The sequence below is a fragment of the Nocardia sp. NPDC060259 genome, from assembly GCF_042728775.1.
Taxonomy (GTDB): Bacteria; Actinomycetota; Actinomycetes; order Mycobacteriales; family Mycobacteriaceae; genus Nocardia.
On record NZ_JBHXAY010000006.1, the window covers coordinates 36,269 to 55,304 of the forward strand.

General features: G+C 69.6%; 15 protein-coding genes and 1 riboswitch. Of the genes, 12 read left to right on the forward strand and 3 right to left on the reverse strand.

Annotated features, from left to right (window positions below):
• Nucleotides 1–237 precede the first annotated feature (237 nt).
• Together ACFWF2_RS04610 and recG are read left to right on the forward strand one after the other, a co-directional pair.
• The gene (locus ACFWF2_RS04610) at nt 238–1,980 is read left to right on the forward strand and encodes a DAK2 domain-containing protein (RefSeq protein ID WP_379304737.1); all 1,743 of its coding nucleotides are present in this window, start codon (nt 238–240) and stop codon (nt 1,978–1,980) included.
• Nucleotides 1,980–4,244 (forward strand): ATP-dependent DNA helicase RecG, encoded by a 2,265-nt coding sequence (gene recG, locus ACFWF2_RS04615; RefSeq protein WP_379304595.1) that lies wholly within the window; start codon nt 1,980–1,982, stop codon nt 4,242–4,244. The genes ACFWF2_RS04610 and recG overlap by 1 nt, the downstream gene beginning before the upstream one ends.
• A 3-nt stretch (nt 4,245–4,247) precedes the next feature.
• Here the strand turns inward: recG and ACFWF2_RS04620 are convergent, their stop codons facing one another.
• Entirely contained in the window at nt 4,248–5,672 is a 1,425-nt protein-coding gene (locus ACFWF2_RS04620; RefSeq protein WP_189024468.1) for a short-chain fatty acyl-CoA regulator family protein, read from the reverse strand.
• Between the two features lie 183 nt (nt 5,673–5,855).
• The gene (gene metE, locus ACFWF2_RS04625) at nt 5,856–8,120 is read right to left on the reverse strand and encodes a 5-methyltetrahydropteroyltriglutamate--homocysteine S-methyltransferase (protein WP_379304597.1); all 2,265 of its coding nucleotides are present in this window, start codon (nt 8,118–8,120) and stop codon (nt 5,856–5,858) included.
• Between the two features lie 142 nt (nt 8,121–8,262).
• Nucleotides 8,263–8,461, reverse strand: a riboswitch (cobalamin riboswitch).
• A gap of 277 nt (nt 8,462–8,738) precedes the next feature.
• On the opposite strand from metE, the gene ACFWF2_RS04630 reads away from it, so the two are divergent.
• The 3 genes from ACFWF2_RS04630 to coaD are packed head-to-tail and all read left to right on the forward strand — an operon-like array spanning nt 8,739 to nt 13,186.
• A complete protein-coding gene (locus ACFWF2_RS04630) occupies nt 8,739–12,137 on the forward strand; it encodes a pyruvate carboxylase (protein WP_379304599.1) in 3,399 nt (1,132 codons plus the stop codon).
• Nucleotides 12,134–12,697 (forward strand): 16S rRNA (guanine(966)-N(2))-methyltransferase RsmD, encoded by a 564-nt coding sequence (rsmD, locus tag ACFWF2_RS04635; RefSeq protein ID WP_379304601.1) that lies wholly within the window; start codon nt 12,134–12,136, stop codon nt 12,695–12,697. The genes ACFWF2_RS04630 and rsmD overlap by 4 nt, the downstream gene beginning before the upstream one ends.
• Before the next feature lie 3 nt (nt 12,698–12,700).
• Nucleotides 12,701–13,186 carry a pantetheine-phosphate adenylyltransferase gene (coaD, locus tag ACFWF2_RS04640; protein ID WP_189024460.1) on the forward strand — a complete coding sequence of 162 codons (486 nt, stop codon included), beginning with the start codon at nt 12,701–12,703 and terminating at the stop codon, nt 13,184–13,186.
• Here the strand turns inward: coaD and ACFWF2_RS04645 are convergent.
• Complete coding sequence (locus tag ACFWF2_RS04645; protein ID WP_379304604.1) at nt 13,183–13,719, reverse strand: GtrA family protein; 537 nt, start codon at nt 13,717–13,719, stop codon at nt 13,183–13,185. The genes coaD and ACFWF2_RS04645 overlap by 4 nt on opposite strands.
• Nucleotides 13,720–13,970: 251 nt before the next feature.
• On the opposite strand from ACFWF2_RS04645, the gene ACFWF2_RS04650 reads away from it, so the two are divergent.
• The 7 genes from ACFWF2_RS04650 (at nt 13,971) to ACFWF2_RS04680 (ending at nt 18,988) form a co-directional block, all read left to right on the forward strand.
• Nucleotides 13,971–14,744, forward strand: coding sequence for a DivIVA domain-containing protein (locus ACFWF2_RS04650; RefSeq protein WP_379304606.1), 774 nt, complete (start codon nt 13,971–13,973; stop codon nt 14,742–14,744).
• Nucleotides 14,745–14,829: 85 nt separating this feature from the next.
• Entirely contained in the window at nt 14,830–15,513 is a 684-nt protein-coding gene (locus tag ACFWF2_RS04655) for a YceD family protein (protein ID WP_379304608.1), read from the forward strand.
• A gap of 2 nt (nt 15,514–15,515) precedes the next feature.
• Nucleotides 15,516–15,698: a 50S ribosomal protein L32 gene (gene rpmF / locus ACFWF2_RS04660; protein ID WP_040708879.1), complete on the forward strand. Its 183-nt coding sequence runs from the start codon at nt 15,516–15,518 to the stop codon at nt 15,696–15,698.
• A 3-nt stretch (nt 15,699–15,701) separates the two neighbouring features.
• Nucleotides 15,702–16,436: a ribonuclease III gene (gene rnc / locus ACFWF2_RS04665; protein ID WP_189024452.1), complete on the forward strand. Its 735-nt coding sequence runs from the start codon at nt 15,702–15,704 to the stop codon at nt 16,434–16,436.
• 3 nt (nt 16,437–16,439) lie between these two features.
• The gene (gene mutM, locus ACFWF2_RS04670; protein WP_379304610.1) at nt 16,440–17,300 is read left to right on the forward strand and encodes a bifunctional DNA-formamidopyrimidine glycosylase/DNA-(apurinic or apyrimidinic site) lyase; all 861 of its coding nucleotides are present in this window, start codon (nt 16,440–16,442) and stop codon (nt 17,298–17,300) included.
• Nucleotides 17,301–17,363: 63 nt separating this feature from the next.
• A complete protein-coding gene (locus tag ACFWF2_RS04675) occupies nt 17,364–17,945 on the forward strand; it encodes a dihydrofolate reductase family protein (protein WP_379304612.1) in 582 nt (193 codons plus the stop codon).
• Between the two features lie 5 nt (nt 17,946–17,950).
• Nucleotides 17,951–18,988, forward strand: a complete 1,038-nt coding sequence (locus ACFWF2_RS04680; protein ID WP_379304614.1) for a PHP domain-containing protein — start codon at nt 17,951–17,953, stop codon at nt 18,986–18,988.
• Nucleotides 18,989–19,036 lie beyond the last annotated feature (48 nt).

Here is a 19,036-nt window from a genome sequence, read left to right on the forward strand (position 1 = left end):
GTCAAAATGCCTTGCCGACTTGCGTCGGCCAGCGCAGACCGGATGGGCCGCACGAGGCAACCCTGCAAGGGTAGCTGGCCGGGCCGTGATCTTCCAAACCGGGTGTCCCGGTCGACACGCCGGGCACGGCCCGGATGCCGGGCCCGTCCACGGTCAGCATACCGCTGTCGGCGGCTGCCGCTAACCTGGCGTGCGGTGCCCGGCGCGCGGGCACGCAGAACGGGGAGCGAGGTGGCGGTGTCGCACGTGCGGGAGGCGCTGGACGGCGCCGATCTTTTGGCCTGGGCCCGAACCTGCCGCACCGACCTGGAACTACGCCGCGCCGAGATCGATGCGCTCAATGTGTTCCCCATCGCCGACTCCGACACCGGAACGAACATGCTCGCCACCGTCCGGGCGGCGGTCGCCACCGCCGAGCGGGCCGGGTCAGGGGCCGCGGGCGATGGCCCGTCCGCACATCTGGTCGCGCAGGCGCTCGCGCGCGGAGCGACGATCGGTGCTCGGGGAAACTCCGGGATCATCCTGTCGCAGGTGCTGCGCGGCATCGCCGAAGCGGTGGTCGCGGGCCCGCTGACCGGTGAACGGTTGCGCACGGCGTTGCAGCGGGCGGCGGTGCTCGTGCGCACGGGGCTGAGCGCCCCGGTCGAAGGCACGATCCTGACCGTCCTCGAGCGCGCCGCGGTCGCCGCCGCCGAATCGGCGGACCTCTCCCTCCCCACCGTCGCCCGATCGGCCGCCGACGGTGCCGCGCGTGCGCTGAACGAGACGCCCGCGCAACTGGGCGTCCTGCGCGCGGCCGGGGTGGTCGACGCCGGAGCACGGGGACTGCTCGTACTGCTCGACTGCCTCGTGGCCCAGATCTGCGGCGAGGCCCCCGCCAGGCACAGCTATACCCGCGATCACGAGGACGACGGGCCGCGGCGCCGAAGCAATGACGAACGCGCCGACGGTGACCGCGGCGGCGACGTCGACCACCGCGAACAATCCTCCGACCCCCACTTCGAGGTCATGTACGTGATCGCGCAGGCCGACGAGACGGCCGCGGGCACCTTGCGCGACCGCCTCGCCGTCCTCGGCGATTCGGTGGTCGTGGTCGGCGACGGTGACCACACCTGGTCGGCCCACGTGCACTGCCGCGACGCGGGCGCGGCGATCGAAGCCGGACTCGCGATCGGCACCGTCACCGGCATCCGCATCGAGAGTTTCGCGGTGACAGCGCCCCACGGCGCGAGCCACGAGGACCACCGGGACCGCGCCGCCGCCGGTCCGCACGGCAACGGCCACCGGGATGTCGCGGTACCGGCCCAGCGGCCCAGCGGTCTCGCCGACCGCGGCATCCTCGCCGTGGCGTCCGGTGCGGCGGCCGCGCGCCTGTTCGAAGACGCGGGCGCGGTGGTGCTGCACGGCGACCGGCAGCTCGACACCACCGCGCTGCTGACCGCGATCCGCGCGATGCCGCACCGGGAAGTCCTTGTCCTGCCCAACGGCGCCCTGCCCGCGCAGGAGCTCGTCGCCGCCGGTGTCGCCGCCCGCGATGGGTCACGTGACGTCCTGCTGCTGCCGAGCGCATCGATGGTGCAGGGCCTGGCCGCGCTGGCGGTCCATGATCGCGGGCGGATCGCGGTCGACGACGCGTTCGCGATGTCGGAGGCGGCGGCGACCACGCGATGGGGTGCGCTGCGGGCGGCCAGGGTGCGCGCCTTGACCATGGTCGGAATGTGTTCGCCCGGCGACGGACTCGGCCTCGTCGGGCACGACGTGGTGGTGATCGACCCGGATGTGGTCGGCGCGGGCCGCATCCTGCTGGATCGAATGCTCGGTCTCGGTGGCGAATTGGTGACACTGCTGATGGGCGCCGACGCGGGCCCCGAACTGGGTGCGGTCCTGGCCGATCACGTGACGGCCGGTTTCCCCGGTGTCGAGGTCGTGGTGTATTCCGGTGGGCAGCAAGCGGATCTGGTGCAGATAGGGGTCGAGTGATGGCGACGTTGAGTGACCGGCTCGACCACGTGCTTGGCGTGAAGGCGGCCGACCGGCTGACCGAGGCTTTCGACATGACCACGGTCGAGGACCTGCTGCGCCACTATCCGGCGCGCTACGCCACCCAGGGGCAGCCGCTCACCGAGGAGGAACCGGAGGAGAGCGCGCACATCACCGTCATCGGCCGGATCACCAAAACCGAACTGCGCCCGATGAAGAACCGGCGCGGCTCGCTGCTGAAGGTGCAGCTCGACACCGGTGCCGCGCGCCCGATCGAGGCCACCTTCTTCAACGGCGACAAGGTGCGCTACCTGGTGAAAGAGGGTGTGCGGGCGATGATGTCGGGCACCGTGCACTGGTGGCGCCCCGACCGCTGGAACCTCTCACACCCGGACTATCTGATCCTGCCAGACAAGGCCGAGGCCGGTGTCGAGGAACTCACCTCCGTGCGCGGCAGCGGAGCGCTGCGCGGTCTGGCGCAGAGCGCGAAAGGCGCGGGGGGAGTGGATGCGGCGTTCTTCGAGCGCGAGTTCGTGCCGGTCTATCCGGCGACCGCGAAGGTGCAGAGCTGGGACCTGCTGGCCTGCATCCGCCAGGTGCTCGACCAGCTCGACCCGATCGATGACCCGCTGCCCGCCGACCTGCGCGAGGAACGCAACCTCCTCGAGGTCTCCGCCGCACTGCGCTTGATCCACCTGCCCGAGCACAAGCTCGACATCGAGAAGGCAAGGGACCGGCTGCGTTTCGACGAAGCACTGGCGCTGCAACTGGTGCTGGCCGAACGCAGGCACGAGGTCGAGGGCCGCACCGCCCCCGCCTGCCCGCCGAGCTCCGACGGCATCGCCGCCGCCTTCGACGACCGGCTGCCGTTCGAACTGACCGAGGGTCAGCAGCAGGTGATCGACGAGATCTCCGCGGACCTGTCGCGCACCCGCCCGATGCACCGCCTGCTGCAGGGCGAGGTGGGTTCGGGCAAGACGATCGTCGCGCTGCACGCGATGCTGCAGGTGGTCGACTCCGGACGTCAGTGCGCGCTGCTCGCGCCGACCGAAGTCCTTGCCGCCCAGCACTATCGGTCGCTGCGGGCGATGCTCGGCGACCTCGGCACCGCCGGGGAGCTCGGTGCGGCCGAGCAGTCAACCAAGGTGGTGCTGCTGACCGGATCGATGACGGCGGCGGCGAAGAAGACGGCGCTGCTGGACGCGATGACCGGCGAGGCGGGCATCGTCATCGGTACCCACGCGCTCATCCAGGACGCGGTCGAGTTCTTCGACCTCGGCCTCGTGGTCGTCGACGAACAGCACCGTTTCGGCGTAGAACAGCGAGACGCGCTGCGGGCCAAGGCGAAAGGCGGCATCAGTCCGCATCTGCTCGTCATGACCGCGACCCCCATCCCGCGCACCATCGCGATGACCACCCTCGGCGACCTGGAGACCTCCACCCTCACCCAGCTGCCGCGCGGCCGCTCGCCGATCGTGTCGAAAGTCGTTCCGCGCAAACTGCATCCGGGCTGGGTCGAGCGCGCGTGGGAGCGCATCCTCGAGGAAGTCGGTGCGGGCAGGCAGGCATACGTGGTGTGCTCGCGCATCGGGGAGGACCCCGAGGCCCCACCGGCCAAGGGCAAGAAATCGGCGGAGGAGAAGGAAGGGCCGACCACCCAGGCGGCGGTCGACATGTACGAGACGCTGAGCGCGGGACCGCTGGCCGGAGTCCGGGTCGGCCTGCTGCACGGCAGGCTGCCCGCCGACGAGAAGGACCAGGTGATGCGGCAGTTCAACGACGGCGCCATCGATGTCCTGGTCTGCACCACGGTCGTCGAGGTCGGTGTCGACGTGCCGAACGCGACGGTGATGGTGATCGTCGACGCCGACCGGTTCGGCGTCAGTCAGCTGCATCAGCTGCGCGGCCGGATCGGCCGTGGCAAGCACCCCGGCCTGTGCCTGCTCGTCACCGACGCCGCCCCGGGCGGGACGGCGATGGCCCGGCTGGAGGCGGTCGCCGCGACCACCGACGGCTTCGAACTCTCGGTGCTCGACCTGCGCCAGCGCCGCGAGGGTGACGTGCTCGGCGCCGCCCAATCCGGCACCGCCCGCTCGCTGAGACTGCTGTCGTTGCTCGACGACCTCGAGGTGATCACCGCGGCCCAGGAGCTGGCCAGGCAGGTCGTCGCCGACGATCCCGGCCTGGTGAAACACCCCGGCCTGGCGGGCATGATGGACGCCGCCGTCGACGGCGAACGCATCGAATACCTCGCGAAGTCCTGACGCTCAGCGCGGCAGGCGCGGATACGGCAGATCGGTGCTGGTGTGCTCGGCCACCGCCAGCGGCCGCCCGATCTGCGGAAACGCGCGCTGCGGGCACGAGGGCCGCTCGCACACCTTGCAGCCGGCCCCGATCGGGACCGCCACCTGCGGGTCGTCGAGCTGCAGGCCCTGGGAGTACACCAGCCGGTCGGCGTATTCGATATCGCAGCCGAGTCCGATGACGAAGTTCTTCGACGCCGCCCCGAACCCCTGGGGGCTGGCCGGGGTTGTGCGGGCGATCCACAGGTAGCGGCGTCCGTCGGGCATCTCCGAGATCTGGGTGAGGATCCGGCCCGGATGCGCGAACGCCTCGTGGGTAACCCACAGCGGGCAGCTGCCGCCTACCCGGGAGAAATGGAACGCGGTGGCGGACTGGCGTTTCGAGATGTTGCCCGCCCGGTCCGTACGGACCAGGAAGAACGGGACGCCACGCTGACCCTGGCGTTGCAGGGTGCTGAGCCGGTGGCAGACCGTCTCGAAACCGACCTCGAACCGCAGGGCGAGCAGGTCGGCGTCGTAGCGCAATTCCTCGGCCGACCGGAGGAACCGCCCGTAGGGCAGGATCAGCGCGCCCGCGAAGTAGTTGGCCAGTCCCACCCTGGCCAGGGTGCGGGATTCGCCGGTGAGCCCCCTGGACTCGGCGAGCACATTGTCGATCTCGCGACCGTAGAGCAGCAGGCCGAGGGTGGTGGCGATCTGGAAGGCACGCTGGCCGGGACGCAGCCGCCTGGCGAGGGTGAGTGTGCGGGTGTCGGGGTCGTAATGGCGTTTCGGGATGGTCGGGTCGGCGCCGTCGCCGCGGACCAGCACGGTGACGCCGGCGCGTTCCTCGGCGATCCTGGCCAGCTGGCGATCCAGCGAGCCGATGCTGAGGCCAGATTCCTCGAACAGTTGCTCGGCCGCGTGATCGAGGGTGGAGATGTGGTTGCGGTGGTCGTAGAAGAAGTCCCGCACGTCCTCGTACGGCATGGGGGTGCCCGGCGCGCCGCTGGGCGTGTCGACCCGTGACGACAGCAGATCGAGCTGATCGGTGGCCGCGCGCAACCTTCGGTGCATGGCGATGACGATCCGCGCGACCTCGGGGAGCCGGGTCGCGAGTTCCTCGACCTCGGTGATCGGCGCGGTGTCGCCGCCCCCCGCGGCTTCGACGAGCACCTCGTGCAGATCCGAGACCAGGCGCGCGTCGGAGTCGGCGGCGAAGAACTGCACGTCCAGATCGAAGGTCGAGTTCAGTTTCAGCAGAACGGGAATGGTGAGCGGGCGCTGATCGCGCTCGAGCTGATTGAGATAGCTGGGGGAGAGATCCAGCGATTTCGCGAGCGCCGCCTGAGTCATCCGTCGTTCTTCACGCAGCCGTCGTAGCCTGGCCCCCGCGTACATCTTCCGCACGCCGAGATCCTAACTCTCCGGGTTTGCAATGTTCGCTCGAAATGGCGATTGTCCTGGGAGAAGTCCAGTCCTGCAAGGGAATTTACCTGTGACTACTGGTGCGTAACGTGCGAAGGGGGACGGCGGTGGCAGGCGGGACTCGCCGCCCCGGACGGATTCGCCCCGTCCGGGGCAGCGGTCCGCTCAGCGCAGTGCGGCCGCCGCCGTCACCAGGTTGCGCAGCGACGCCTCGACCTCCGCCGGGCCACGGGTCTTGAGACCGCAGTCGGGGTTCACCCAGAGCCGTTCGGCGGGCACCGCTTTCAGCGCGGCGGCCAGCGAGGTGGTGATCTCCTCGACCGAGGGCACCCGCGGGGAGTGGATGTCGTAGACGCCGGGGCCGACCCCGAGCGCGAAACCGGCCGCGTTCAGGTCGTCGAGGACCTCCATGTGCGAGCGCGCCGCCTCGATCGAGGTGACATCGGCGTCCAGGCCCGCGATCGCCGAGATCACCTCACCGAACTCCGAGTAGCACAGGTGGGTGTGCACCTGGGTGGTGTCGGCGACACCGGCGGTCGAGAGCCGGAACGAGTCCACCGACCACCGCAGGTAGGCGGGCTGATCCGCCGCGCGCAGCGGCAGCAGTTCGCGCAGGGCGGGCTCGTCGACCTGGATGATCCGGGTCCCCTGGGCTTCCAGGTCGACCGTCTCGTCGCGGATCGCCAGCGCGACCTGACGCGCCGACTCGCCCAGCGGCTGGTCGTCGCGGACGAACGACCACGCCAGGATCGTCACCGGGCCGGTGAGCATGCCCTTGACCGGCTTGCTGGTCAGCGACTGGGCGTGGCCGATCCACGACAGCGTCATCGGCTCCGGGCGCGAGACGTCGCCGAACAGGATCGGCGGACGCACGCAGCGGGTGCCGTAGGACTGCACCCAGCCGTTCTCGGTGGCGGCGAAGCCGTCGAGGAGTTCGGCGAAGTACTGCACCATGTCGTTGCGTTCGGGCTCGCCGTGTACCAGTACGTCCAGGCCCAGCTTCTCCTGCAGCGTGATCACCTCGGCGATCTCGGCCCGCATCCGGCGCACGTACTCGCCCTCGTCGATCTCGCCTTTGCGCAGCGCGGCGCGAGCCAGCCGGATCGCCGAGGTCTGCGGGTACGAGCCGATCGTGGTGGTCGGCAACAGCGGCAGATCGAGGTGATCGCGCTGCAGCGCCCGGCGCTCGTCGGCCGGGAGCCGGTTCAGATCGCCCTCGCCGAGTCCGGCCAGCCGGGCCCGCACCTGCTCGTTGTGCAGGCGGGGGTCGGTCCGGCGGGATTCGGCGGCATCGCGGGCCGCGGCCAGCTCGGTGGCAACGGCGTCGGTGCCCGAGGTCAGGGCCGTGGCGAGGACGCGCACCTCCGCGACCTTCTCGGCGCCGAAGGCCAGCCACGACCGCAGCCGCTCGTCGAGCCCGGTCTCGGGGGTCAGCGAATACGGCACGTGCAGCAGCGAGGCCGAGCTGGACACGGCCACGGAGGCGACGCTGCCGAGCAGGGCGCCCAGCGTGCCGAGTGCGGCGTCGAGATCGGTGCGCCAGATGTTGCGTCCGTCGACGACACCGGCGACGAGCAGCTTGCCTGCCAGCGCGGGCAGCACCGCGATGTCGGCGAGCTTCGTGCCCGCGGTGAAGTCGACCGCGATGCCGTCGACGGCGGTGTCGGCGAGGGCGCCCAGTGCCGCGTCGGGATGCCCGAAGTAGGTCGCGACCAGGATCGCGGGCCGCTGCGGCACGCGCGACAGCGCGGTGTAGGTCTCGCGGACGGCGGCGAGCTCGGCCTCGGTGAGGTCGGTGACCAGCACCGGCTCGTCGATCTGCACCCACTGCGCGCCCGCGTCGGCCAGCTGGGTCAGCAGGTCGCCGTAGAGCGCGACCAGCTCGGGCAGCCGATCGAGGGCGTTGCTGTCGGCCGCCTTGGCCAGCTTCAGGAACGTGAGCGGGCCGATCACCACCGGCCGCGCCTGCACGCCGAGTTCGATCGCCTCGGCCAGTTCGGCCAGCAGCTTCTCGGGGTGCAGGGAGAACGTGGTGGCCGCGTCGATCTCGGGCACCAGGTAGTGGTAGTTGGTGTCGAACCACTTGGTCATTTCCAGCGGGGCGACGGTGTCGGTGCCGCGCGCGGCCGCGAAGTAGCGGTCGAGCGGGTCGGCGATCGCGGCCACGCGGGGCGGTAGCGCGCCGAGCAGGACTGCGGTGTCGAGCATCTGGTCGTAGTAGGAGAAGGTGCCGACCGGCACCGAATCCAGTCCGGCCGCCTGCGATTCGGCGAACTGCGCCCGGCGCAGCTTGCGGCCGACGGCGTGCAGGTGCTCGGCATCGACGCGGCCCGCCCAGTAGGCCTCGGTGGCGCGCTTGAGTTCCCGGTTCGGGCCGACCCGCGGCAGGCCGAGAACCGTTGCGGTGAACGGAGAGTGCGAAACAGTCACGGAGATTCTCCAGTGTCGTGCAGGGAGAGCCGTCGCCTTACCGCGGGCAGCCGCCGACACCGGAGGGACCCGCCGCGAAGACGCGACAGGTCGGCACAGGTGGTCAGCGCGCCCGATCCACGAGGCGGTGGCCGCCGGATACGGCGTATCCGGCACAGTCGGCAGGTCTTCGGACTCGCTGGCACCGGTCGTGTGTTCGACCGACCTACTGGCCGTCGCTTCCCAGGCATCGTGCCCAGTGCTGTTGACGGCGGTCGTTCCTGCATACCGCTGCGGGACAGTCCCGGATTCTCACCGGGTTCCCTCTTCACCCGGCGCGCGGCGACGCGTGCCCGGGTTTCGACGCCGGCGCGGGAGGTCGGGGCTCCGACTCTTCCACCGCGCAGGCGAACCAGCTGCATCACTCAGCATAGGGCCTCGCCGGCGGTGACAGCTACCGCCCTGCCGGTGCACCCGGCGTGACCTGCGCGTTGCGGGCGCACCGCCGACCGGTCGCCGCGGTGAGATGTGACGGCCGGATGAACGCAACTTCGCAGGTGGGCGGGTGTGCGATGTGAAGATTGCTGCGAAGGCACCTTGCGTGTCGGTCGCGCGGTCACGGCCGGGTACCGTGGTCGAATGTTCTCGAAAGTCTTGGTCGCCAATCGTGGTGAGATCGCCATTCGCGCCTTCCGCGCGGCATACGAACTCGGCATCGGAACGGTCGCGGTGTTCCCCCACGAGGACCGCAACTCCGTGCACCGGCTGAAGGCGGCCGAGTCGTATCAGATCGGCGAGGAAGGGCACCCGGTCCGGGCGTACCTGTCGATCGAGGCGATCATCGACGCGGCCAAGTCGGCGGGCGCCGACGCCATCTACCCCGGTTACGGCTTCCTGTCGGAGAACCCTGATCTCGCCGCGGCCTGTGAGCGTGCGGGCATCACCTTCATCGGTCCCTCGGCCTCGGTGCTCGAGATGGCCGGTAACAAGGCCACCGCCATCGCCGCGGCCAAGGCTGCCGGGCTGCCGGTGTTGAAGTCGAGCGAGCCCAGCGCCGACATCGACGCGCTGCTGGCCGCGTCGCAGGAGTTCGAGTACCCGATCTTCGTCAAGGCTGTGGCCGGTGGTGGTGGTCGCGGTATGCGCCGGGTCGCCGCGCCGGAGCAGTTGCGCGAGTCGATCGAGGCGGCCTCGCGTGAGGCCGAGTCGGCGTTCGGTGATCCGACGGTGTTCCTCGAGCAGGCGGTGGTGAACCCGCGCCACATCGAGGTGCAGATTCTGGCCGACCAGCACGGCAATGTGATGCACCTGTTCGAACGGGACTGCTCGCTGCAGCGCCGTCATCAGAAGGTGATCGAGCTCGCGCCCGCCCCGAACCTGGATCCCGCACTGCGGGAACGGATTTGCGCCGACGCCGTGGCTTTCGCCCGCCAGATCGGATACAGCAACGCGGGCACGGTCGAGTTCCTGCTCGACGAGCGTGGCAAGCACGTGTTCATCGAGATGAACCCGCGGATCCAGGTCGAGCACACGGTGACCGAGGAGATCACCGATGTCGACCTGGTGCAGTCGCAGTTGCGGATCGCCTCCGGCGAGACCCTCGCCGACCTCGGCCTGAGCCAGGACAAGGTATCCATCCGTGGCGCCGCGCTGCAGTGCCGTATCACCACCGAGGATCCGGCCAACGGCTTCCGTCCCGACACCGGCCGCATCACCGCCTACCGCACCCCCGGCGGCGCGGGCATCCGTCTCGACGGCGGCGCGAACCTGGGCGCGGAGATCGGCGCCTACTTCGACTCGATGCTGGTCAAGCTGACCTGCCGTGGTCGCGACCTGCCCGCAGCGGCCGCCCGCGCCCGTCGCGCGCTGGCCGAGTTCCGTATCCGTGGCGTCACGACCAACATCCCGTTCCTGCTGTCGGTGCTCGACGATCCCGACTTCCAGGCGGGCCGGGTCACCACCTCGTTCATCGACGAGCGTCCCGAACTGCTGACCTCGCGTGGCTCGGCCGACCGTGGCACCAAGATCCTGAGCTACCTGGCCGATGTCACCGTCAACAAGCCGCACGGTGACCGCCCGACCACGGTGTACCCGTACGACAAGCTGCCCGCTGTCGATATGACGGTGGCGCCGCCGGACGGGTCGCGCCAGCGGCTGCTCACCCTCGGGCCCGAGGGGTTCGCGCGGGCGCTGCGTGAGCAGAAGGCGCTCGGCGTCACCGACACCACCTTCCGTGACGCGCACCAGTCGCTGCTGGCGACCCGCGTGCGGACCAACGGTCTGCTCGGTGTGGCCGGGCATGTCGCCCGCCTGACCCCCGAACTGCTCTCGATCGAGGCGTGGGGTGGCGCGACTTACGATGTGGCGCTGCGGTTCCTGCACGAGGACCCGTGGGAGCGGCTGGCCGCCCTGCGTGAAGCGGTGCCCAACATCTGTCTGCAGATGCTGCTGCGCGGCCGCAACACCGTCGGCTACACGCCGTACCCGGAGCAGGTCACCCGCTCGTTCGTGTCCGAGGCCGCGACGACCGGTATCGATATCTTCCGTATCTTCGACGCGCTCAACAATGTCGACCAGATGCGCCCCGCGATCGACGCCGTGCGCGAAACCGGTACGGCCATCGCCGAAGTCGCGCTGTCCTACACCGGTGACCTGCTGGATCCGAACGAGACGCTCTACACCCTCGACTACTACCTGAAGCTGGCCGAGCAGATCGTCGACGCCGGCGCGCATGTGCTCGCCATCAAGGACATGGCGGGCCTGCTGCGCGCTCCCGCCGCGGCGAAGCTGGTCACCGCGCTGCGCAGCAACTTCGACCTGCCGGTGCACGTGCACACCCACGACACTCCCGGCGGTCAGCTCGCCACCTACCTGGCGGCATGGCAGGCCGGTGCGGACGCGGTCGACGGTGCGTCCGCGGCGATGGCGGGCACCACCTCGCAGCCCGCTCTGTCGGCGATCGTGGCCGCGGCCGCGCACACCGAGCGTGATACCGGGTTGAACCTGCAGAACGTGTGCGATCTCGAGCCGTACTGGGAGGCGCTGCGCAAGGTGTACGCGCCGTTCGAGTCGGGTCTGCCCGCGCCGACCGGTCGCGTGTACACCCACGAGATCCCGGGTGGTCAGCTGTCGAACCTGCGCCAGCAGGCGATCGCGTTGGGCCTGGGCGACCGGTTCGAGGAAGTCGAAGCCAAGTACGCCGCCGCCGACCGCCTGCTGGGTCGTCTGGTCAAGGTGACCCCGTCGTCGAAGGTGGTCGGTGATCTGGCGTTGGCGCTGGTCGGTACCGGTGTCGATATCGAGGACTTCTCCGCCGATCCGGGCCGCTACGACATTCCGGATTCGGTGATCGGTTTCCTGCGCGGTGAACTCGGCACCCCGGCCGGTGGCTGGCCGGAGCCGTTCCGCAGCAAGGCCTTGGCCGGACGCAACGAACCCAAGCCGGAGACCCCGCTGACCCCGGCGGATCAGAAGGGCCTCGACGGTTCCTCGCAGGAACGCCGCGACACCCTCAACCGCCTGCTGTTCCCCGGCCCGACCTCCGAATTCCAGGCGCATCGAGAGAAATACGGCGACACCACCGGTCTGTCGGAGAACCAGTTCTTCTACGGTCTGCGCCGCGGCGAGGAACACCGCGTGCAGCTGGAGAAGGGCGTCACCCTGCTCATCGGCCTCGAGGCGATCTCCGAGCCGGACGAGAAGGGCATGCGCACCGTCATGTGCATCATGAACGGGCAGCTGCGCCCGATCGCGGTGCGCGACAGGTCCATCGCCTCGGAGGTTCCGGCCGCGGAGAAGGCGGACAAGAACAACCCGGGCCACATCGCCGCACCGTTCGCCGGTGTCGTCACTCTGGCGGTGTCCGAGGGCGACGAGATCCACGCGGGCGACACCGTCGGCACCATCGAGGCCATGAAGATGGAAGCGGCCATCACCGCGCCGCGCGGCGGCATCGTCGGCCGGATCGCGACCGCGAAGGTGCAGCAGGTCGAGGGCGGCGATCTGCTGGTGGAACTGGCTGCGCGCGAGTCGGAATGACGCGCATCGTCGCGGGCACGGCAGGCGGGCGGCGGCTGAAGGTGCCGCCCGCCGGTACCAGGCCCACCTCGGACCGGGTGCGTGAAGCCCTGTTCAGCGCCATCGACGCGCGCCTCGACCTCGACGGTGCCCGGGTCGTCGACCTGTACGCGGGGTCGGGCGCGCTCGGTCTCGAGGCGCTGTCGCGTGGCGCCGCGCACGCTCTGCTGATCGAGGCCGACCGCAAGGCGGCCGCGATCGTGCGCGCCAATATCGCCGAGCTCGGCCTGCCCGGTGCCGAACTGCGCCTCGGCACGGTCGCCTCGGTGCTGGCGCACCCAGCGCCCGCCGCCTACGACCTGGTCCTGTCGGACCCGCCGTACGACGTGAGCACCGAGGACGTGCTCGCCGACCTCACCGCGCTGGCGTCCAACGGCTGGCTTGCACCGGACGCGCTGGTGATCGTCGAGCGATCCATTCGCTCACCCGAAATCGCCTGGCCCACAGGCTATGCGCCGCTGAAGCCGCGCAAATACGGGGAGACCAGAATCGAGCTCGCCGAATTCGGTGCTAGCGTCTGACCCATGGCTGCAGCACTGTGCCCCGGCTCCTTCGACCCGGTCACCAACGGTCACCTCGACGTGTTCACCCGCGCGGCCGCGCAGTTCGACGAGGTGATCATCACCGTCAATGTGAACCCCAAGAAACAGGGCATGTTCACCGTCGAGGAGCGCATGGAACTGCTGCGCGAATCGGTCGCCCACCTGCCCAACGTGCGCGTCGCGTCCTGGCAGGGCCTGACGGTCGACTTCGCCAAGCAGGAGGGCGTCACCGCGATCGTCAAGGGCCTGCGCGACGCGGGCGACTTCGGCTACGAACTCCAGATGGCCCAGATGAACCACAAGCTGGCCGGCGTCGACACCTTCTTCATCGCCACCAACCCGTCGCTGAGCTTCCTGTCCAGCTCACTGGTGAAGGAAGTCGCGGCCCTCGGCGGCGACGTCAGCGACATGCTGCCCCCCGCCGTGCACAAGCGCCTGCTCGACCGCCTGGCCGAACGCCGCGCTTAGAAGACCCAGCCGCGCAGGGCGAGAAAACGCATTCCGCCGACCGCTGCGGTGATGGCCAGGACCGCCAGCGCCTGGACGCTGTCGCCCAGGCCGGGGGCCCACACGCCCAGTGCGGCAAGGCCCGCCGTCGTGATGCCCAAACCGAGCAGCGCGAGCCCGCCGCCCTCCCATTGCGCGGTGAACCAGGTGACGCGGTCGGCGGCGTGGAAGGTGAGCTGGCGATGCAGTTCGTTGGCGATGACCGTGCTGACGACCGAGCCGGCCACATTGGCGATCAGCGGTCCGACGCCGTGCATGGCGAAGAACAGCAGCACGTAGGCGACATTGCTGAATCCGCCGACCAGGGCGAAGCGGATGAGCTGGGGAAGCGCGCGGTCACCGCGCAGGTAGACCAGCGCCCGGTCGACCTGCGGACGCAGCGTGGGCGCCGGCTCGCTCGCCACGGGCACGGACACGGGGTACGGACCGATCCAGGGAGTGAACATGCCCGCGACATGCGACACCGCGCTTCGCGGTGTTTCCAGAACGGTCATGATCGACTCCGATCGCAATGAACGAGCGTCGAGGAGTACAACAGGTGAAAACGTGCAGTGCTTCCCGGCGGAGGGCGTTGTCGTGCCTCCCGATGGTAGCGGAAGTGGAGGGGTTCACTCCACTTGATATCTGTGCGATCTAGGACACTGTCGCGACACACCGCGACGACATTCGGAACACGCGCCGCAGGCAGGCAGACTGGGCCACGGCGGTAGTGGTTGCGCCGGTAGTCGGCAGGAGGGTAGTGAGCATGTATCGCGTATTCGAAGCACTCGACGAGCTGGTCGCCATCGTCGAAGAGGCGCGCGGCATCCCGCCGACCCGCAGTTGCATCGTGCCCCGCGGCGATGTCCTCGAACTGCTCGACGACGTCCGCGACGCCCTGCCCGGTGAGCTCGACGACGCCCAGGACGTCCTCGACCATCGCGACAAGATCGTCGGCGACGCCCGCACCGGTGCCGAGGCCACGGTGACCTCCGCCAACGAACAGGCGAGCACCACCATCGAGAAGGCACGCGCCGAGGCCGACCGCATCCTCGCCGACGCCAAGGCGCACGCCGACCGGATGGTCGCCGAGGCGACAACGCACGCCGACCGCCTGGTCGCGACCGCGCAGGCCGAGGCCGATCAGGTGATCGCCGACGGCAACGCCGAATACGACGAGCTCACCGGCCGCGCCCAGATCGACGCCGACCGGGCGATCCAGGCGGGCAAGGACTCCTACGAGCGCTCGGTCGCCGACGGCAAGGCCGAACAGGCCAGGCTGGTCGCCCAGACCGAGGTCGTGCGGGCCGCGCACGCCGAGTCGGCGCGCCTGATCGACGGCGCCCAGGCCGAGTCCGACCGGGTCCGCGCCGAATGCGACGACTACGTCGACGAGCAGATGGCCGATTTCGACGGCAAGCTCGCCGCGCTGGGGGAGACGCTGGCCACCGCCCGCCGCACGATCACCCGCGGCCGCCAGCACATGCGCGGCGGTCCGGCGCCCGAATATCCCGAATACGCCGCCGACCACCGGCGCTGAGCGCGTCCGCGTTTTGAGTTCCGACGGGGTCCTGCCGTACTGTTGAGTGGTTGCCCAAATCCCCTCAGAAGTAAGTGAGTCAGTGATGCCCGCCGCTTCCGGTTCGCCGTCGCGTCCGCACAAGACCAGTGGTCCTGTGTCCGACGCGGGCTTCGTGCTGGATGTCCGCAGTCTCGGCCGTCGGCCGGGAACCATGCGGGAGCTGCGTCGCACCGTCACCGACCATGAGCGGCTGGGTCTCGACCTGATCGCCATCCCGGCCGACGCCGTGGTGGAACTCGATCTGCAGCTGCAGGCGGTCTCGGAAGGTGTGCTGGTCACCGGCACGGCGTCCGGGCCGACGGTCGGGGAGTGCTCGCGCTGCCTCGAACCGTTCGACGACCAGGTGGAGATTCGTCTGACGGAGCTGTTCGCGTATCCGGACAGCACCACCGAGCAGACGACCGAGGACGACGAGGTCTACCGCATGGAAGACGACCTCATCGATCTCGAGCCGGTGATCCTCGACGCCATCGGCCTGGAGCTTCCGCTGCAGCCGCTGTGCACCCCGGACTGCGCGGGCCTGTGCCCCGAGTGCGGTGTGCGGATGGCGATTGCGGGTCCTGATCATGGGCATGAGATACTGGACCCTCGCTGGGCCAAGTTGGCGGGTTTCGCCGCAGAGGCGCCCGGCACCGGCGACCCCGCTGAGGGTTCCACCACCCCAGACCGATCCGCTCCCGTGGCAAACGATGCCGACGTGGCCAGCGAAAACACAGAGGAGAAGTAGCCGTGGCTGTTCCCAAGCGCCGGATGTCCCGTTCCAACACCCGGTCGCGGCGCAGCCAGTGGAAGGCCACCGCGCCGACCCTGGTCACCTGCCCGAACCGTGCCTGCGGTGAGAAGACCCTCCCGCACATCGCGTGCCCGTCCTGCGGCACCTACAAGGGCCGCCAGGTCACCTCTGCTGTCTGATTCGTGACAGCCAGCAAAGACACAGCGGGCTCGGCCGATCACGCCAGCCTGCTCACCGCCCTCGGTGTCGACGTACGACCGGAGCTGCTGCGCCTCGCGCTGACGCACCGGTCGTACGCGTACGAGAACGGCGGCCTGCCGACCAACGAGCGCCTCGAGTTCCTCGGCGACTCGGTGCTCGGCCTCAGCATCACCGAGCGCCTCTACACCGAGCACCCCGAGAAGTCCGAGGGTGAGCTCGCGAAGCTGCGCGCCAGTGTGGTGAACATGCACGCGCTCGCCGAGGTGGCGCGTGGTCTCGGCGACGGCGGACTCGGTCAGTACCTGCTGCTCGGCAAGGGCGAAGAGCTCACCGGCGGCCGCGACAAGCCGAGCATCCTCGCCGACGGCATGGAGTCCCTGCTCGGCGCCGTGCATCTCGAGCACGGCATCGAAGTGGCCCGTGGCGTCGTGCTTCGCCTGTTCGCCGAACTGCTCGAGCGCGGCCCACGCATGGGTGCCGGCCTCGACTGGAAGACCAGCCTGCAGGAGCTCACCGCCGAACGCGGACTCGGTGTGCCCAGCTACGAGATCACCTCCACCGGCCCTGACCACAACAAGGAGTTCACCGCCACCACGGTGATCGCCGGTCGTCCGTACGGTCAGGGTGTCGGCCGCTCCAAGAAGGAAGCCGAGCAGAAGGCCGCAGGCACCGCCTACAAGGCACTCACCGACGAATCCGTCGCCGACGAGATCTGATCTGTGCCCGAACTGCCCGAAGTCGAGGTGGTACGGCGCGGTCTGGCCGAGCACGCGGTCGGTCGTGTCATCGATTCCGTCACCGTCACCCACCCGCGAGCTGTGCGCAGGCACATCGCGGGTGGTGTCGATTTGGCGGCCCGTCTCACCGGGCTGAAGATCGAGAGCGCGCAGCGTCGCGGCAAGTACCTGTGGCTCACCTTCGACGAACCCGATACCGCGCTGGTCGTCCATCTGGGGATGAGCGGTCAGATGCTGGTGCAGCCCGCGGGCGCTCCCGTCGAGAAGCACGCGCACATTCGCGCCGCCCTCGGTGACGGCAGCGAGCTGCGGTTCGTCGATCAGCGCACCTTCGGCGGCTGGGCGCTGGCCGACCTCGTCGAGGTCGACGGCACCGTCGTCCCGGACACGGTCGCCCACATCGCCCGTGATCCGCTGGATCCGCGCTTCGACCGCGAAGCCGTCGTCGCGAAGATCCGCGCCAAGAACACCGAGATCAAGCGGGTGCTGCTCGACCAGACCGTCGTGTCGGGTATCGGCAACATCTACGCCGACGAGGCGCTGTGGCGGGCCGGGCTGCACGGCACCCGGATCGCCGCCGACCTCACCCGGCCGGTGGTGCGCATCCTGCTCGACAGTGTCACCGCGGTCATGAACGAGGCGCTGGCCGTCGGCGGCACCTCCTTCGACGCGCTGTATGTGAACGTGAACGGCGAGTCGGGCTATTTCTCCCGGTCGCTGGCCGCCTACGGGCGGGTGGACGAGCCGTGCGATCGCTGTGGCACGCTGCTGATCCGCGAGCAATTCATGAATCGTTCGTCGTTTTCCTGCCCGAAGTGTCAGCGGAAGCCTCGCCGCCGCTGATCCGGGCGCGCTACGGTTTCTCCTGACAGGTCGTTTCGGACCGGGTCCGTGCAGGAGGACGTTATGCGCAAGCTGACCTATTTCGTGGCATCGACGATCGACGGGTTCATCGCCGCCGAGGACGGGACACTGGACTTCTTCCCGGTGGGCGGCGACCACGGGCCATCGATCACCTCGCAGTACCCCGAGACCCTGCCGACCAAGGTGCGCGAGTCGCGCGGCATCGCGGCGGGCAACGTGTACTTCGACACCGTGATCATGGGCCGCAAGACCCATGACTTCGGGGTGCGCACCGGCACCGCAAGCCCGTACGAGCACCTGCGGCAGTTCGTGGTGTCCACGACGCTGCCCGAGTCGCCAGCGCCCGGGGTCGAGCTGATCACGGCCGATCCGGTCGCCGCCGTCCGGGAGCTGAAACGCGAAGCGGGACTCGGCATCTGGCTGTGTGGCGGCGGTGAGCTGGCGCAGGCGCTGCTGCCCGAGATCGACCAGGTGTTCCTCAAACTGCATCCGGTGGTGCTCGGCACCGGTCGCCCGCTGTTCGGCGGCGGCACGAAACTGCCCGCGCCGGAACGGTTCCGGGTGATCACCAGCCGCGTGTACGCCGACGGCGTCGCGTTCCTGAAGTACGGCCGGATCAAGTAGCGCCCATGACGTCGGCGGCGAGTCCTGGCCCGGTGGCGGCCCTGCGCGAGATCGGGTTCTGGCTCGAACGCTCTCGCGCGGAGACCCACCGGGTGAAGGCTTACCGCCGCGCCGCCGACGTCGTCGCCGCCCTGTCCGACGCCGAGCGGGCGACCAGGGCGAGCGAGCACAGCTGGCGTGAGCTTGCCGGCATCGGACCCAAGACCGCCGCCGTCATCGAACAGGCCTATGCCGGTGAGGTTCCCGATTATCTGGCCGAATTGCGCAGCGCCGCGCAACCTGTCGGACCGGCCGGTGACCCGCTGCGCACCCTGCTGCGCGGTGATCTGCACACGCACTCGGACTGGTCCGACGGCGGCAGCCCGATCGCCGAGATGATGGGCGTCGCCGCCGCGCTCGGCCACGAATACTGTGCGCTGACCGATCATTCGCCGCGTCTGACAGTCGCCAACGGGTTGTCCGCCGAACGCCTGCTGCGCCAGCTCGACGTGATCGCCGAGCTCAACGACCAGCTGGCGCCCTTCCGCGTCCTCACCGGCATCGAGGTCGACATCCTCGACGACGGCACCCTCGACCAGCGCGCCGATCTGCTCGAACGCCTGGATGTCGTTGTCGCCAGCGTGCATTCGCATCTGCGTGCCGACAGCGCCACCATGACCAAACGCATGGTCTACGCCGTCGCGAATCCGAACGTCGATGTCCTCGGTCACTGCACCGGCCGCCTCGTCACGGGTGGCCGCGGCACCCGCCCCGAATCCAGTTTCGACGCCGAACTCGTCTTCGAGGCCTGCCGCAGGTACGGCACCGCCGTGGAGATCAACTGCCGCCCCGAACGCCGGGACCCACCCGGCCGCCTCATCGACCTGGCCGTCGAGATGGGCTGCCACTTCAGCATCGACACCGACGCCCACGCTCCCGGCCAATTGGCCTGGCAGGGTTACGGTTGCGAGCGGGCGCTTGCCCATGGCGTCACCGCCGACCGGGTGATCAACACCTGGCCGGTCGACGAGCTGCTGACGTGGTGCGCGGCGACCATCGGGTGAAGAGTCGCCGAACACCTGGCGTCGAGCGCTGCGGACACGAATCGACCT